We start from the raw sequence: 14,740 nt of genomic DNA on the forward strand, positions 1-14,740 counted from the left end.
CCAGCGATGCGCATTGACGCTGTCGACGGCCTGCGCGCCATCGCGATGACGATGGTGATCGCTCAACATTGCGGTCTGTTGCCCTTCGGTTGGACGGGGGTATGGCTCTTTTTCGTGATCTCCGGCTACGTGATCACGGCCGGCTTCGTGAACGGTGACTACGCTGCAGCCCGCCCGACCACTGCCTACGTCGCTTTCATGGGACGTCGAGCGCTGCGTATCGTGCCGGTGTACCTGCTGTATCTCGGGGTCGGTACGATGGTGGTGCTGGCCTCCGGCGGCGCGTCGCGCCTGACCGATCTGCCGTATCTGCTGAGCTTCACCTACAACTGGCACATGGTGTTCGAGTTCTGGCCGGGCCCGGGCAACTGGGGACCCTTCGGCCACTTGTGGACGCTCAGTGTCGAGCAGCAGTTCTACCTGCTGTTCCCCTTGCTCGCGCTGCTGCTGCCCGCACGCCGGCAGGTGCTGGCCTGCTCGCTGTTGATCGCCGCGGGCCCGCTGGTCCGGTGGGGCTATGCCACTTTGTTGAGTGCGAACACGGCCGGTGATGCAGGCTGGCTGGCATTTGCGGTGTACGCGGCCACACCGTGTCACGTCGACGCCTTCCTGATGGGTTCGCTGATCGCGCGCCTGGAGCCCCGCTTGCGTGCGTCGCCGCGTGTGGCGGCCGGCCTGTGGGGGGTCGCTCTGGCGGTCGCCACGGGCTATGCAGCGGTCTACGTGGCGATCAACCACCGGCTCGGCGCGGCTGGCACCGAGGCTTTGCGCAACGTGGTCTCGGGCATCCTCTACGGTCAGCACCGCGAGGTGTTCGTCTACCTCGCGATCGATCTGCTCGCCGCGGCGGCACTGGTCCATGTTCTGTTGAGGCGCCCCGGAACAGCGGTGTTGGCCTGGGGCCCCATTGCTTGGGTGGGCCGAGTCTCCTACGGGGGCTACCTGTTTCACGCCCTCGTCATTTGGGCGATCAGCCACTCGTTGCTCGACGGACAGGTGAAAGAACTTCCTGTCGCGCAACGGCTGCTCACGTTTGCCGGGGTCTGGCTGGTAACGGTGGCACTCGCGTCTGTCTCGTTCCGCTGGTTCGAGACCCCTGTGGCGCGTCGTTGGCGCGGCGGCACAAAGCGCAGGCCTGTTCAAACGATGACACCACGCACAGGCAGCGCATGACGGCAATGGTGCCCAAACCCACCGTGTCTCATGCCGCCGCTGCATCACCAGAGTCCGGATCTCTCCGGCTAGGCATCGACGGCGAAGCTCTGCGCCAACCACTGTCCGGTGTGGGGCACTACGTCTTTCAGCTGTGCCGCGAGCTGGAGTCCTTGCTGCCCGAGGCACAGTTCTTCGCCTACTCACGCCTGCCTGCCGATCGCCTCGCGCTGCCCTCGCCGCGCTGGACGTTGCGGCAGGAGCCCCTATCGGCGCTGCGCCGCGTGCCATCGTTCGCCTGGCTTCGCACGCGGGGCGCACAGCTGTGTGCGCACGACCGGCTCGACGTGTTCTGGGCCGGGCGCACGCTGCACCCCGGCCTGGCCGCGCCGGTGCGCACCGTGGTCACGGTGCACGACCTGAACCACCGCCTGGTGCCCGAGACCATGCAAGCCGCCACGCGCTGGTCGCACCGGCTGTGGTTCGACCGCGACGTGGCCAGTGCCAACGCCGTGCTCGCCAATTCGCAGGGTACGGCCGGGCGCGTGCACGCGCTGCTGAAGCGCCGCGTCGACGGCGTCGTGCCGCCGGGGCTGGCACCGCAGTTCCAGCCGCTGACAGCCGAGGCTCTGGCCGCCGCGCGGGAGCCGCTGCACGCGCTCGGCATCCGGCCTCCGTACCTGCTGTCGGTCGCCACCCTGGAGCCGCGCAAGAACGTGGTGGCGCTGTTCCGTGCCTTCTCCAATCTGAAGCGGGCGGGCGAGCTGCCGGGCCATCAACTGGTGCTTGTTGGCGCCAAGGGCTGGCAGGATCCGGCGCTGGAGCGCGAACTGCTCGACGCGCACGAGCTCGGCGTCCTGATGGCCGGCTACGTGCCCGATGCGCTGATGCCGGCGCTGTACGCGAGCGCTGACGCGCTGGTGTGCCCGTCGCTGTACGAAGGCTTCGGGATGCCGGTGCTGGAAGCACGCGCTTGCGGCACCCGCGTCGTGATTGCCGATGTGCCGGAACTGCGCGAAGCCGGCGGCCCGCACGCCACCGTCGTGGCACCCACCGTGGACGGTGTGCGCGAAGGCCTCCGCCATGCGCTCACGTCACCCGTGGTGCCGGAGCCTGACCTCGCCCGCCAGCACGACTGGCGCCACAGCGCAGCAACGCTGGCCGCGGCCTTGCGCCCGATGCCGCCTTCTGCCTCACACCCCCTGCTGCGCGATGGCGCAGCACGCACCTCATGAAGATCGCGATCGTCCATGAATGGCTGGCCACCTATGCCGGCAGCGAACGCGTCGTCGAGCAGATGCTGCAGGTGTTCCCCCAGGCCGACCTGTTCTCGGTGGTGGACTTCGTGCCGCCCGCGGAGCGCGGATTCCTGCAAGGGCACACCCCCAAGACCACGTTCATCCAGCGGCTGCCCTGGGCCCGCACCCGGTTCCGCGCCTACCTGCCGCTGATGCCGCTGGCGGTGGAGCAGCTCGACCTGTCGGCCTACGACATCGTGCTCTCCTCGAACCACGCCGTGGCCAAGGGCGTGATCACCGGGCCGCACCAGCTGCACATCAGCTACGTGCATTCACCGATGCGCTACGCCTGGGACCTGCAGCACCAGTACCTGGCGGAGTCGGGCCTCGCGCGCGGCGTGAAGAGCGCGCTGGCGCGCGCGATGCTGCACTACCTGCGTCTGTGGGACCGGAGCTCGGCCAACGGTGTGGACGTCTTCGTCGCCAACTCCCGGTTCATTGCGCAGCGCATCCGCAAGGTCTACCGGCGCGAGGCGCGGGTGCTGTACCCGCCGGTCGACATCGAGCGCTTTGCGCTGCGGCAGGACAAGGAAGACTTCTACCTCTGTGCCTCGCGCATGGTGCCGTACAAGCGTGTGCCGCTGGTCGTGGAAGCCTTTGCCGGCATGCCCGACAAGCGCCTGGTCGTCATCGGTGACGGGCCCGACCACGCCCGCGTGGCCGCCTCGCTACCGCCCAACGTGATGCTGCTCGGCTACCAGCCGACCGCGCAGCTGGTCGACTACATGCAGCGCGCGCGGGCACTGGTGTTTGCGGCGGAAGAGGACTTCGGCATCGCGCCCGTGGAGGCGCAGGCCTGCGGCACACCGGTCATCGCCTTCGGACGCGGCGGCTCGCTGGAAACGGTGCGCGGCAGTGACCCGCAGCGCACGGGGCTGTTCTTCATGGAGCAGACGGTGGAGGCGATCCGCGACGCAGTGCTGCGATTCGACAGTGAATCCGAGAGCTTCACTCCGGATAGTTGCCGGCAGCATGCGGAAGGCTTTGCGACTGCCGTGTTCCGCAACCGCATGGCTGCGATGGTGACCGAGGAATGGGCCCTCTTCAATCACGGCCGCTCACACGCCCATGACGAGTAGCTTGGGCAACCGTGAACCCGTGCCATCGGCAAGAATTCAATTCATCCGCAGTCAGGTTTCTGCAGGTGACGGCTGAAGGTTCTTCTTTGCCAATGCCTTCACGGTCGGCAGACTGTCAGCAACGCTTCGACGAACGCCGTCGAGTTCACTGACGAACGAACCCAGCAGTTGGTCGAACTTCGTCCGATTTTTGACGTCGTCAATCATGACCATCATGCTTTCGCTCAACGCAAAATGCATGAGCAACCCTTCCATCTTGTCCTTGTAGCTGAACGCGAACACCGGCGTACCCATGCCCAAGGAGGCGATGGCCAGATGCATGCGGCCCGAGATGACGCCATCTAGCGCACCCACCAGACCTTTCAGCTCGGATGCGGAGAATTCCTCATCGGCGTTGAAGACCCGACCCGGCACCGATCGCTGGAGGCTGTCGTACAGCGGTCCGAGGCAGTGGTGATCTGCAGAGGTTCCACGAAAGTCATGCGCCAGCAGCACCACGCTGCAGTTCGCGTTGGCTATCAAACTGGAGATGCTGTCCGCGAGCGAAGCCACGAAACTCGGCAACTCACCTCGCCGAACGGGTGGAAGCAAGAGCGGGTGGAAATTCAATCCGATCACTTTCTGGCCTTCGGCACGTCTTTCGGTGATCCAGCTCCTCAAGTCATTTGTCCGTGCACTGTGAGGATCCGGCTTGAGCAAAAACGCGACATCGGCGACCAGCTCAGCCCTTGCCGAGCAGAACTCTCTGAATCGCTCGAACGAGCGTCGATCTCTCAATCGGAAGACGATACTTCTGGACGCAGAAGAATAAGCCTTGGCCAGTGCTCGATAGGGCTTCTTGCTGAAGCTGAAACCCGTCACGGAACAGACGGCCCCTTTGCGGGCAGCCAAGTCCGTCAACGCCAAGAGCCGTAGGCTGAAATCCGGATCGTACGATCCGTCGAGCACGTCCGCACCGATCGTGAAAACATGGGTCGGCGACACGCTGGACATCCGCTCGGCGGATCTGCTGAGACTTCCCTCGTCGAGGATTCTGCAGGGCTCCAACCCCATCTGTCTCGCCTTTGCATCCGCGCCCTCGCCGCAGGTGGCTATGACGATCCGAGCATTCTCGTTGTCTTGCCGAATTGCGGATATCACGCAAGTGATCATGGCTTCATCGCCCTTGGAGGCGATCAGCAGCAATGGATCGGGTGGAATGATCAACGCAGTCGGTGAAGCTCCGGTCTGCGCAGCCCAAGACCTCGTGTTCCCCGATCGCTGCAGTCTTTTCCATTCGGCGTTCGTCACGTTGTACTTGACCCACAACTTCGCCGCCCTCAGACCCGAGGCGTACCAGAACCATCTGGCAATTGAATAGATGCTCATGGTCAATTTCCTTGTTGCCTAGTGACCGTTACCCGAACTGCGTCGCGGTGTTCCCGGCAGCCGCTGCGCACGCACCGTCAAGAATTGCGGCCCGTGACAGATCTCGTCTGCATGAGGCCGCAAGCAGCTGCCTCGAGGCTTCAGCCAAATCGCGGCGTGACAGACCAGCAGCGTTGTTCAGAGCTCGCAGGAATCGGGCCGATCTGTGCGCTAGACCTGGGCGAGCAAGCTCAGTACTCGTTCATCACCACACCGGCAATCGCCGCAGGGCCCTTGCCCAAGGACTTGAGCAGGCCCTGCATCTTGCCCATGCGGCTGCGGCCCTTGCGGCCGATCACCAGCACCGCACCGGACTTGGCTGCGATCACGCGCGCATCGGCACCATGCGCCGCAGCGGGCGTGTCGACCACCACGTGGTCGAACTTGCTGAGCAGCTCGTGCAGCAGCAGCCCGAAGGCGGGGCGCTGCACCAGCTCCAGCGGGTTGGGCGGCACGGCGCCAACGGGCATGACGTAGAGGCTGGCCAGACCGGCCACCTGGTGCACCACGTTGCTCTCGGCCCGGCCGGAAAGGATGCTGCTCAGCCCTACCGCCCCGCTCACGCTGAACAGCTGGTGCTGGCGCGGCGTGCGCATGTCGGCGTCGACCAGCAGCGTGCGGCCGCCGAGCTGGCTGAAGGCGACCGCCAGGTTGGCCGCCACGTAGCTCTTGCCGTCGCCCGCGTCGGGGCTCGTCACGGCGAGGGCACGGCGCGGCTGGTCGGTCGCCAGCGCGCCCATCATCAGCTGGCTGCGCAGCTCGCGGAAGGCCTCGGCCTCGTCACCGAACGGACTGGCGGCCACCACCAGTTCGGTGTTCTTGCTCGGGCCCGACAGCCCGGGGGCATAGGGGTAGTGGAACTGCTGTGCCAGCGCCTGGAGCACGTCCTCCTTGCTCGCCAGCTTGAGGGCGATGGCCGCCTCGCCGAAGCGCAGGCCGTACTTGCGCTGGTAGATGACGATCTGCTCGATCTGCTGGTCGCTCAGACCGCGGGCTTCGCGGATCAGATCGCCGATGGAGCGATCGTGCACGCCGGGGGGCTTCGCGAATTCAGCCTCTTCGGAGCGGTTGTTTGCAGGCAGGAGGGGAATCATGGGGCAGGGGGTGGCATGTCAGCGCGCCAGAGGACCAGGCAGGCCGCTGAGCACGCGGGTCTTGATCTGGCGCAGGCGCGAGCTGTCGCGCCGGCTGGACAGCGCGGCATGGGGAATGACGGCCAGCAGGTGCTGGTTGAGGCCGAAGGCCACGTCTTCTTCGGTGCGCAGGCGGCGATCGGTCATTTCGCGGAGCAAGGCACCGCCCACGGCGAGCAGCGCGCCCAGCACCAGGGCCACGGCCGTGTTCAGGACGATCTTCGGAGACGACGGAAACGGCGGCTGGGAGGCATGCTTGAGTATCGACACGTTGGTCTGGCGGTTCTGGCTTTCCATGTCGGTCTGGGTCAGCCGGGCCAGTGCGGCGTCATAGGCGCGCTGCGCGTTCTCGGCGTCGCGCTGGAGCACGCTGGACTCGTCGCGCTGGGCTTTCAGGCGCAGCACCCTGGCACGCTGCTCGGCCAGCGCTTCCGTGGCCTGCGTCAGGCGCCCCTGCGTCACGGTGTTGGACACCGCCACGCTGCCCGAAGCGCGGCGCGTCGCCGCCTCGAGCCGCAGGCGCAGTTCGGCGATGCTGGACTTCACCTCCTGCACCTGGGGATGCTGGTCACCGAGGCGGGAGTTCAGCTCCTCGAGCCGCGCCTGCTGGCGCGACAGGTCGGTGCTCAGCTGCGACACCACGGGGTTGCTCAGCACCTCCTGCATGCGGTCGGCATCGGCGCTGGCCTGGCTCTGGCGCCCCCCCGTCTCGGCGGCCATGCCCTGCAGCACCACCACCTGCGAGCTCAGCTCGGCGAGGCGTGCGTTCTCGATGTCCAGCCGCTCGTCGGTGGCCAGCAGGCCGTTCTTGCGCTGGTAGTCCGAGAGCTTGGCCTGGGCCTGCTCCAGCGCGTCGCGCAGTTGCTTGGAGCGGTCGTCGAAGAAGGTGTTGTACTGCTTGGCCGGCTCCACGCGCAGTTCGAGCGTGGTGTCGATGTAGGCCTGCATCAGCGCATTGGCCATTGCCGCGGCAAAACCGGCGTCGGGTGCGGTGAAGGACAGGGTGAGCGCATTGGAGTCGCGCGTGGGCTTCACCTCGTAGCGGCGGCCCATCGTCTCGGCCGCCCAGGACTCGAAGCTGCCGCGCCCTTCGGTCTCGGCCTGCCACCTCTCGCGCAGCGGCGCGCTCTCGCCCAGCTTCATCGCCCGAAAGGCACGCAGGAAGACGCGCTCGCTCAGCGCCACGTCGACCTGCGTGGCCATGTAGCCGGGGATGCTGCCGCCGTTGCTGAGCGTGATGCCGGCCAGCGCGTCACCCGACTTGGTATCGACCACCACCGCCGAGGTGGCGGTGTACTGCGCCGTCATCAGCAGGCTGATGCCGACCACCAGGCCGACGGTGAGCAGCCAGATGCCCAGCCCGAGCCTCCAGCGCGCACGCAGGATCACGAAGAACTGCGAAAGTGTCATGGTCTTGTCGTGCGCGAGGCGCAGGCCTTCATTGGGGTGCCGCGGACGGCGCGTCGGCGACGGCCAGGGCGCCGGAGTAATTGATCACCGCCCTCTTGCGCAAGGCGGCGACCTGCGCCTCGGCGGCCTTGCGCCGGGCGCTGTTGATCAAGTACTGCTCGATGGTGGTGCGGGCCTGGGCCTCGGGCACCGCTGCGGGGGTGGCGGCAGTGAGCACCATGGCCTTGACGCCTTGCGGCGGCCGCGCCACCAGCAGGGTCTTGCCTTCGTTCAAGGCAACGACTTGGTCGAGGATGTCCATGGGCAGCGTTTCGGGCAGGCGGGTGGTGCTCTGGGTGGTGTGGGGCAAGCCGGAACTCTTGAGGTACTGGGTGACGGCTGGCGCCGAGGTCAGGTTGTCGATAGCAGCTTCCAGGCCTGCGATCTTGTCGGGCGCAATGTCGATGTCGAATTCCTGGAAGCTGTAAATGCGACGCGCTTTGAACAAGGCCGGCTTTTCGGCATAGAAGCGGTCGATCTCGCCGACGCTCGGCTTGGTGGTGGTCTGGCTGATGCGCTCGAGGTAGGCGCGCGCGAGCAGTTCGCGGCGGGCGGCTTCCAGGACCTGCAGCACGTTCGGATCGCGGTCGAGCTTCAGGTCGAGTGCGGCCTGAACGGCAAGCTCCTGGTCGACGAGCTCATCGAGCACCTTGCGGGCGGCTGTGGCATCCGAAGGCTGAACACCGGGACGCTGCCGCAGCGCGAAGTTGAGCTGGTGGACCGAGATCTCGCGGTCGTTGACGCTGGCAGCCACTTGCGATGCCGGAGCCTTCTGTCGCTCGCCGCAGGCTGTGAGCGCGACAAGGCAGCAACTCGCGAGCGCGAAGGCGCGCATCGAGCAGCGCGAACGGGAGAGGCCTTTGCAGATCATTCGTGGAAGTCGGTGCCGTGAAGTGGGGAACACCATGCTAACGGGCCAATGCGTCGGTCAGGTTTAGCAAGGCGTAGCAAAAAGAAAAGCGGGCCAAGGCCCGCTTCGCTCGGAGAAGGCACGGCCGTCAGCTCGATCGGCGGCGCAGGGCCAGGCCGCCGATCAAGCCCAAGGCGGCCAGCGACATGGCAAGCGTTGCCGGCTCGGGCACTGCCGAGGTGATGATGGCGAAGCCGCTGTAGATACCGGGCGCCCTGGTGGCCGTTCCGGTGACGTTGAACGTGTAGCCGCCGGAACCCAGCCCCGCGACGGAAAACAGCCCCGGCCCACTGCCGTTCAGGACCACGCCACCGGGCCCGGTGAGCTTGTATGCGAGGGCCGAGATGTTCTGGTTGGAGCTGATGCCGCCGTCGACATCGAAAAGCCCGCCCGAGCCCAGCGTGAAGCCGTAGCTCTTGTTGAACACTCCGCCGTTCAACACTTCGAAGAACGACAGGACATCGCTGCCGCCTGCCGGCACGGTCAAGGCTTGCGCGGACGGCAGCAACCCGGCGAATGCCGCACATGCCGCCAACGAAGTCATTGCGCGCTTGATGAATTTCATCGCCACTTTCCTTTCGAGGATCAGCCGCCTTGCACCGGCATGGATGCAGTCATCTTAGGGCTGCAGCGCATGAAACAGCTTTGCAAGTTGTAGCCATGTGGCACCACTGCAGCGGCGCAGAGTCTAGCTGCTGGTGCGCATTCACAACGTGCGACAGCGTACAGACCGAGTCACCTCGCGACCCGAGACTTCGCGGCTTTCGAGCCTTGTCTTGCGCTGGTGCAACAGCCCGTCCAGACGAGGCGGCGCGCGCCCGTCGATCGGAAAGTGCATGCGTTCATGTGCATCAGTTTGTTCGCTGGCGCGCATTCGACACGAAGGGGTCTTAGACTAATTGCTGCGGTGCGGAAATTGCTAAATGTTTTGGGCGCATCTTTGTGTGCCGAAGGAGCAAACATGAGTGCTGTAGCGTACCTATCTGGGGCCCTTCTGAACCAAAACGGGGCAAGACCTCGCAGATCGTTTTTCGAGCAGCTCTACCTTCTTGCCAATCAAGCAAGCGCACTGCTGGCGCTGCTTCTCCTGAGCCCGCTGCTGCTCGCCATTGCATGGATGATCTGGCGGGTCGATGGTGCTCCGGTGCTGTTCGGGCACTACCGCGTCGGCCTCAACGGTCGGCTCTTCAGGTGCTTGAAGTTCCGCTCCATGCGGCGCGATGCCGAGCAGGTGCTCGCCGATCTGCTGCGCAACGATCCGGTGGCCCGCGAGGAGTGGGCACGGGACCAGAAGCTGTCCAAGGATCCCCGCATCACCGGCATCGGTGATTTCCTGCGTCGCACCAGCCTCGATGAGCTGCCGCAGTTGTTGAACGTGGTGCGCGGCGAGATGGTGCTCGTGGGTCCGCGCCCGATCACCGTGGGTGAGCTGACGCGCTACGGCAAGGTGCGTTGGCACTATCTGAGTGTGCGGCCCGGCGTGACGGGTCTGTGGCAGGTGAGCGGGCGCAACAACACGACCTACGAAGAACGCGTCGACTTCGACAAGCACTACGTGGAAGAGCGTTCGGTGACGATGGACGTGTCGATCATGGTGCGCACCTTGGTCGTCGTCGCGACAGGGCATGGCGCGCGCTGACGATGTCTGGCGACCTGCAGAGAACCTGATGCGCTTGCGCAAGAAAGACGTCCCCTCGAAAGAGTCTCGCGGCACGGTCGTCCATCTGGTCGGTCGGCTCACCGATGCGGTGTTCCGTTTTCTCGGACCCGCGACCGGGACCTTGTCCGAGTCCGGTGTGCACCAGGTCGTCGTGATGATCGACGACGCCCGGAGTCGCGAGTTGCTGAATCGCTTCTCCAGCAAGGTGGAGATCCTGCTGGCGAGGGACGATGTGAATCCGCTGCGGCTGTGGCGCGGGCTCTATCGGCTCTTCTGTTCAGTGACCGACCGAGAGCCCATCGGGGCTGTTCACCTGCATGGTGTGTTGCCGTCGCTCGCCGGTGTTCGGTGGGCTCACCAGCGCAAGAATCTCAAGGTCCCCGTCTACTTCTCGCCGCACAGCTCGAAGCTGCTGGGGGCACTGGGCGTCGTCGGCGCACCGATCATGTGGATCGTGCGCCCCATGGCGGGTCTTTCGGGCCAGCGGGCCATCGCGAATGCACTGTCGGACGCCCGCCATCTCGCGCCTTATGCGGAGCGCGACATCGAGCTCATCGAGACACCGATTCCCGACGCCTTCTTCGCGGTCGAACGGCTCGAAGCTCGCAAGCCCTTGATCGTGGGGAGCGGCATTCCGGGCAGCGCCGCGAGCGTGGAGCTGTTCGCGCAGCTCGCCGTGGTGCTGGGGGATGAGGGTCTGGGCGTGAGTTTCAACTGGATCGGCGAAACCGACCCGTCCTCCGCGGCCCGCCTGCGCGCCGCGAACGTGGGCGTGTACGCGCCCGAAGGCGATGAAGCGCGCGCGTCTCGCCTCGGCGCGGGCTGGGTCTACGTTGCGGCGGGCGGCAGCGGTCGAAGCTTTCCGGTGGCATTGGCCGAGGCGATGGCGGCCGGCCTGCCGTGCGTTGCGATCGACAACCCGCAGCACCGCGATCTCATCGACGACCGGCTCAACGGCTACCTGTGCAAGCACCATGACGAGATACTGCTGCGCGTGGCCGCACTGATCGATTCGAAAGACCTGAGACGCACGGTCGGCCAGAACGCCTGGGCCACCGCGCGCGAGCGGTTCAGCCATGACGGGTTCCAGCGCCGCCTGCTTGCCGCGTACTCACGGGTGGATGACGAGTCTGCATCGTCGCCACCTTCCGAGCACGGTATTCCTGCGTGAAGTCGGCCCGCCGCTGCTGAAAGCGGCGCGGCGCCGAGCCACGCCATCATCCCGGAGCTTGTGCAGCTCAGCCTGGCGTGCCCTCGGCCTTGGCCTGGCGCCGCATCAGCCGCTCCACGCTCTGAGCCGGCGTCAGGCGGCCGTCGAGCACGGCCACCACGGCGGCGGTGATGGGCATGTCCACCCCCAGTGCCTGCGCGCGCGCCAGCACGGTGGCGGCGCTGTACACGCCCTCGGCCACGTGACCCAGCGCGGCCAGCACTTCAGCCAGCCTGCGGCCCTGGGCGAGTTGCAGGCCGACCTGGCGATTGCGAGACAAGTCGCCGGTGGCGGTGAGCACCAGGTCGCCCAGGCCGCTGAGGCCCATGAAGGTGTCGGTGCGGGCACCGAGGGCAGTGCCCAGGCGCGTCATTTCGGCGAGGCCACGGGTGATGAGCGCGGCGCGCGCATTGAGGCCCAGGCCCATGCCGTCGGCAATGCCGGTGGCGATGGCGATGACGTTCTTGACCGCGCCGCCCACCTCCACGCCGGCCGGATCGGCCGAGGTGTAGACGCGCAGCGATTCGCTGTGGAAGGCCTCGACGGCCTGCTCGCGCAGCGCCTCGTCGGTGCTGGCAGCGACCAGTGCGGTGGGCTGGCCACGCGCCACTTCGAGCGCGAAGCTCGGGCCCGAGAGCACGCCCACGCGCGCGGTGGGCGCCACCTCGCGCGCCACCTCGTGGCCCAGCGCACCACTGCCGGCCTCGAAGCCCTTGCACAGCCACCACAGGCCGGCGCCGCTGGCCGCGCAGCGCGCGAGCATCTCGCGCAAGCCCGACATCGGCGTGGCGATGACGATCAGGCCGCTGTCCTGCGGTGCGCCGGCTGCATGCGTGAGTGCGGCTGGTAGACCGCCTGACTGTGTGAGTGCGGCCGGTAGACCGGCCGCGTGGGCGAGCGCGGCGTCGAGGTCGGCCTCGACCCGCAGCGCAGCGGGCAGGGTCACGCCGGGCAGGTAGCGCTGGTTGCTGCGGGTGGTGGCGATCTGCGCGGCCTGGGTGGCATCGCGCGCCCACAGCAGCGTGTCGTGGCGCGGCGCGATGCCCGCAGCCAGCGCCGTGCCCCAGGCGCCGGCGCCGAGGACCGTGATGCGCATGCGCGGGCCTCGGTGCGGGAATCAGGCGCTGGTGATGATCGGCGAGCCGCCGTTGCCGCTGCCGTTGCCGTTGCTCAGCGCACCCTGCTGCTGCGCGGCGGCCTGTTGCTGGGCTTCGTACATGGCCTGGAAGTTCACTTCGGCCAGATGCACCGGCGGGAAGCCGGCGCGGGTGATGACGTCGGCCACCACGGCGCGCAGGTAGGGGTAGACGATGCCGGGGCAGGCGATGCCGAGCACGGGCTCGATCTGACCTGCGGGCAGGTTGCGGATCTCGAAGATGCCGGCCTGCTTGGCCTCCACCAGGAACAGCGTCTTGTCGCCGATCTTGGTGGTGACGGTGGCGGTCACGGAGACTTCGAAAATGCCGTCGGTCACGGTCTCGGCGTTGACACCGAGGCTGATGTCGACCTGCGGCTGCGACTGCTCGAGCAGGATCTGCGGCGAGTTGGGTTGCTCCAGCGACACGTCCTTGAGGTAGACGCGCTGGATCTGGAACACGGGGTTGGAGTCTTGCTCGGCCATGGTGGAAGTCCGTCAGGGGCTGGGCCCGCTCGAACGCGCGGGGCATCGGCTCGTCGCGGGCAAGAGGGCAAGGGGCAAACAAACGGCCCGCCGTCTGTCACGCTGGCGGGCTCTGCGATAAACCGGTGGATTATGTCGTAGCGACGCAGACCGGCCCGGCGCCGCGGGGCCGCCGTCAGCCTTGCGGCTGCAGCAGCGGCATCAGGCCGCCGCGCTGGTCGAGCGCGATGAGTTCGTCGCAGCCGCCGACGTGGGTCTCGCCGATGAAGATCTGCGGCACGGTGCGCCGGCCGGTGATCTGCATCATGGTGTCGCGCTGGGCGGGATCGAGGTCGATGCGGACTTCCTCGATCTGATCCACCCCGCGCTGCTTGAGCAGCGACTTGGCCCGGATGCAGAACGGGCAGACCTGGGTGGTGTACATCTTGACGTTGGACATGACGGGCAATCGATGGAACGAGCCGCCAGTGTCATCGACCCGACACGACCTTGCAGGCCATCGGGTTTGCTTTCAGGCCGCATGGCGCGTCATTTGCCGCTATCTGCGCTATAGCATGGCCCCTCAGGCCACCGACTTCTCGATCGGCAGCTGCGCCTCGCGCCACGCCGCCAGACCGCCGATGACGGCGCTGGCCTTCTCGTAGCCGAGCTTGCGCAGCGTGACCACGGCACGGTTGGCACGCGCGCCGGTGGGGCAGATCACCAGCACCGGCAGGGTCTTGTTGCCGGGCAGGCCCTTGGCGCCGCTTTCCAGCCCGCCGAGCGGGATGTTGCGGGCGTTGCTGGCATGGCCGGCGGCGTACTCGGCCGGCTCGCTCACGTCGATCAGCACCGCCTTCTCGCGGTTGATGAGCATCACCGCCTCGCTGGTCGACACCCGGTTCGGGCCGCCCCCGCGCGCGATGAGCGGCCACACGAGCAGACCGCCGGAAACGAGAGCGGCGAGGACGAGATACCAGTTGTCGAGGAGAAACTTCACGGTGGGGGCGCGCGCGGCCGGCGCGGTCAGGGAGGCGGAAAGACAGCGATTCTAGAATCTATGGTTACCCCCATTGCTGCAGCGACCTGCCCCATGACCCAACTCGTGCTGATCCGCCACGGCGAATCGACCTGGAACCTCGAGAACCGCTTCACCGGCTGGACCGACGTGGAACTCACGCCCACCGGCGTGGCCCAGGCCCAGCAGGCCGGCCGGCTGCTGAAGCAGGCCGGCATCGACTTCGACACCGTCTACACCTCGGTGCTCAAGCGCGCCATCTGGACCGCCTGGCACTGCCTCGACGGCATGGACCGCACCTGGCTGCCGGTCATCAACGACTGGCGCCTCAACGAGCGTCACTACGGCGGGCTGCAGGGTCTGAACAAGGCCGACATGGCCAAGAAGTTCGGCGACGAGCAGGTGCTGCTCTGGCGCCGCAGCTACGACGTGCCGCCGCCGGTACTGGCGGCCGACGACCCGCGCAGCGAGCGCGGCGACCCGCGCTACGCCAGGCTCGCGCCCGGCCAGGTGCCGCTGACCGAGTGCCTGAAGGACACCGTGGCGCGCGTGCTGCCGCTGTGGTACGGCACGCTGGCCCCGGCCATCGCCGGCGGCCAGCGGCTGGTGATCGTGGCGCACGGCAACAGCATTCGTGCGCTGGTGAAGCACCTGAACAACATCTCCGATGCCGACATCGTGGGCGTGAACATCCCGAACGGCATCCCGCTGGTGTACGAGCTCGACGCGAACCTGAAGCCGACCTCGAAGTACTACCTCGGCGGTGCGGACGCAGCGGCGCAGGCCGCGTCGGTGTCGGCGCTGCAGACCGAAGGCCGATAGCG

General features: G+C 66.8%; 14 protein-coding genes and 1 pseudogene. 6 read left to right on the plus strand and 9 right to left on the minus strand.

The annotated features are described in order from the left end of the window. Window positions 1–6: 6 nt before the first annotated feature. The 3 genes and pseudogenes from ACQY9S_RS11745 to ACQY9S_RS11755 all read left to right on the plus strand — a co-directional run. On the plus strand, window positions 7–1,173 hold the full coding sequence (locus ACQY9S_RS11745; protein ID WP_428419887.1) for an acyltransferase family protein: 1,167 nt from the start codon (window positions 7–9) through the stop codon (window positions 1,171–1,173). 110 nt (window positions 1,174–1,283) lie between these two features. Further along, on the plus strand, window positions 1,284–2,387 hold the full coding sequence (locus ACQY9S_RS11750) for a glycosyltransferase family 4 protein (protein ID WP_428419888.1): 1,104 nt from the start codon (window positions 1,284–1,286) through the stop codon (window positions 2,385–2,387). Then, a pseudogene (locus ACQY9S_RS11755) lies at window positions 2,288–3,475 on the plus strand (glycosyltransferase family 4 protein); the annotation flags it as partial. The gene ACQY9S_RS11750 and the pseudogene ACQY9S_RS11755, both read left to right, overlap by 100 nt. Before the next feature lie 105 nt (window positions 3,476–3,580). On the opposite strand, the gene ACQY9S_RS11760 reads toward ACQY9S_RS11755, so the two are convergent. The 5 genes from ACQY9S_RS11760 to ACQY9S_RS11780 all read right to left on the minus strand — a co-directional run bounded on the left by ACQY9S_RS11760 (window position 3,581) and on the right by ACQY9S_RS11780 (window position 8,993). Then, a complete protein-coding gene (locus ACQY9S_RS11760; protein WP_428419889.1) occupies window positions 3,581–4,897 on the minus strand; it encodes a polysaccharide pyruvyl transferase family protein in 1,317 nt (438 codons plus the stop codon). Window positions 4,898–5,127: 230 nt separating this feature from the next. After that, entirely contained in the window at window positions 5,128–6,030 is a 903-nt protein-coding gene (locus tag ACQY9S_RS11765; RefSeq protein WP_428419890.1) for a polysaccharide biosynthesis tyrosine autokinase, read from the minus strand. A gap of 18 nt (window positions 6,031–6,048) precedes the next feature. Beyond that, window positions 6,049–7,479, minus strand: a complete 1,431-nt coding sequence (epsF, locus tag ACQY9S_RS11770; protein WP_428419891.1) for a chain length determinant protein EpsF — start codon at window positions 7,477–7,479, stop codon at window positions 6,049–6,051. 28 nt (window positions 7,480–7,507) lie between these two features. After that, complete coding sequence (locus tag ACQY9S_RS11775; protein WP_428419892.1) at window positions 7,508–8,353, minus strand: EpsD family peptidyl-prolyl cis-trans isomerase; 846 nt, start codon at window positions 8,351–8,353, stop codon at window positions 7,508–7,510. Between the two features lie 163 nt (window positions 8,354–8,516). After that, window positions 8,517–8,993 (minus strand): FxDxF family PEP-CTERM protein, encoded by a 477-nt coding sequence (locus tag ACQY9S_RS11780; protein WP_428419893.1) that lies wholly within the window; start codon window positions 8,991–8,993, stop codon window positions 8,517–8,519. A gap of 396 nt (window positions 8,994–9,389) precedes the next feature. Here ACQY9S_RS11780 and ACQY9S_RS11785 point away from each other — a divergent pair, with 396 nt between their 5' ends. Further along, window positions 9,390–10,067, plus strand: coding sequence for a sugar transferase (locus tag ACQY9S_RS11785; protein WP_428419894.1), 678 nt, complete (start codon window positions 9,390–9,392; stop codon window positions 10,065–10,067). A 28-nt stretch (window positions 10,068–10,095) separates the two neighbouring features. Then, on the plus strand, window positions 10,096–11,259 hold the full coding sequence (locus ACQY9S_RS11790) for a glycosyltransferase (protein ID WP_428419895.1): 1,164 nt from the start codon (window positions 10,096–10,098) through the stop codon (window positions 11,257–11,259). Between the two features lie 67 nt (window positions 11,260–11,326). Here the strand turns inward: ACQY9S_RS11790 and ACQY9S_RS11795 are convergent, their stop codons facing one another. The 4 genes from ACQY9S_RS11795 to ACQY9S_RS11810 all read right to left on the minus strand — a co-directional run bounded on the left by ACQY9S_RS11795 (window position 11,327) and on the right by ACQY9S_RS11810 (window position 13,898). Next, window positions 11,327–12,394: an NAD(P)H-dependent glycerol-3-phosphate dehydrogenase gene (locus tag ACQY9S_RS11795; protein WP_428419896.1), complete on the minus strand. Its 1,068-nt coding sequence runs from the start codon at window positions 12,392–12,394 to the stop codon at window positions 11,327–11,329. A gap of 21 nt (window positions 12,395–12,415) precedes the next feature. Then, window positions 12,416–12,919, minus strand: coding sequence for a protein-export chaperone SecB (secB, locus tag ACQY9S_RS11800; protein ID WP_428419897.1), 504 nt, complete (start codon window positions 12,917–12,919; stop codon window positions 12,416–12,418). 175 nt (window positions 12,920–13,094) lie between these two features. After that, complete coding sequence (grxC, locus tag ACQY9S_RS11805) at window positions 13,095–13,358, minus strand: glutaredoxin 3 (RefSeq protein ID WP_428419898.1); 264 nt, start codon at window positions 13,356–13,358, stop codon at window positions 13,095–13,097. A 123-nt stretch (window positions 13,359–13,481) separates the two neighbouring features. Beyond that, window positions 13,482–13,898, minus strand: coding sequence for a rhodanese-like domain-containing protein (locus ACQY9S_RS11810; RefSeq protein WP_428419899.1), 417 nt, complete (start codon window positions 13,896–13,898; stop codon window positions 13,482–13,484). Between the two features lie 93 nt (window positions 13,899–13,991). On the opposite strand from ACQY9S_RS11810, the gene gpmA reads away from it, so the two are divergent. Next, on the plus strand, window positions 13,992–14,738 hold the full coding sequence (gene gpmA, locus ACQY9S_RS11815) for a 2,3-diphosphoglycerate-dependent phosphoglycerate mutase (RefSeq protein ID WP_428419900.1): 747 nt from the start codon (window positions 13,992–13,994) through the stop codon (window positions 14,736–14,738). The last annotated feature ends 2 nt before the right edge of the window (window positions 14,739–14,740 follow it).

It is taken from the genome of Methylibium sp. (genome assembly GCF_965279545.1).
In the GTDB taxonomy this organism is placed as follows: Bacteria; Pseudomonadota; Gammaproteobacteria; order Burkholderiales; family Burkholderiaceae_C; genus Methylibium.

Bases quoted from the DNA above. Each gene is read 5' to 3' on its own strand.
- ACQY9S_RS11745 (WP_428419887.1), top strand. From the start codon at position 7: ATGCGCATTGACGCTGTCGACGGCCTGCGCGCCATCGCGATGACGATG.
- grxC (WP_428419898.1), bottom strand. From the start codon at position 13,358: ATGTCCAACGTCAAGATGTACACCACCCAGGTCTGCCCGTTCTGCATC.
- ACQY9S_RS11785 (WP_428419894.1), top strand. From the start codon at position 9,390: ATGAGTGCTGTAGCGTACCTATCTGGGGCCCTTCTGAACCAAAACGGG.
- secB (WP_428419897.1), bottom strand. From the start codon at position 12,919: ATGGCCGAGCAAGACTCCAACCCCGTGTTCCAGATCCAGCGCGTCTAC.
- ACQY9S_RS11790 (WP_428419895.1), top strand. From the start codon at position 10,096: ATGCGCTTGCGCAAGAAAGACGTCCCCTCGAAAGAGTCTCGCGGCACG.
- ACQY9S_RS11775 (WP_428419892.1), bottom strand. From the start codon at position 8,353: ATGCGCGCCTTCGCGCTCGCGAGTTGCTGCCTTGTCGCGCTCACAGCC.
- ACQY9S_RS11780 (WP_428419893.1), bottom strand. From the start codon at position 8,993: ATGAAATTCATCAAGCGCGCAATGACTTCGTTGGCGGCATGTGCGGCA.
- ACQY9S_RS11795 (WP_428419896.1), bottom strand. From the start codon at position 12,394: ATGCGCATCACGGTCCTCGGCGCCGGCGCCTGGGGCACGGCGCTGGCT.
- ACQY9S_RS11765 (WP_428419890.1), bottom strand. From the start codon at position 6,030: ATGATTCCCCTCCTGCCTGCAAACAACCGCTCCGAAGAGGCTGAATTC.
- epsF (WP_428419891.1), bottom strand. From the start codon at position 7,479: ATGACACTTTCGCAGTTCTTCGTGATCCTGCGTGCGCGCTGGAGGCTC.
- ACQY9S_RS11760 (WP_428419889.1), bottom strand. From the start codon at position 4,897: ATGAGCATCTATTCAATTGCCAGATGGTTCTGGTACGCCTCGGGTCTG.
- gpmA (WP_428419900.1), top strand. From the start codon at position 13,992: ATGACCCAACTCGTGCTGATCCGCCACGGCGAATCGACCTGGAACCTC.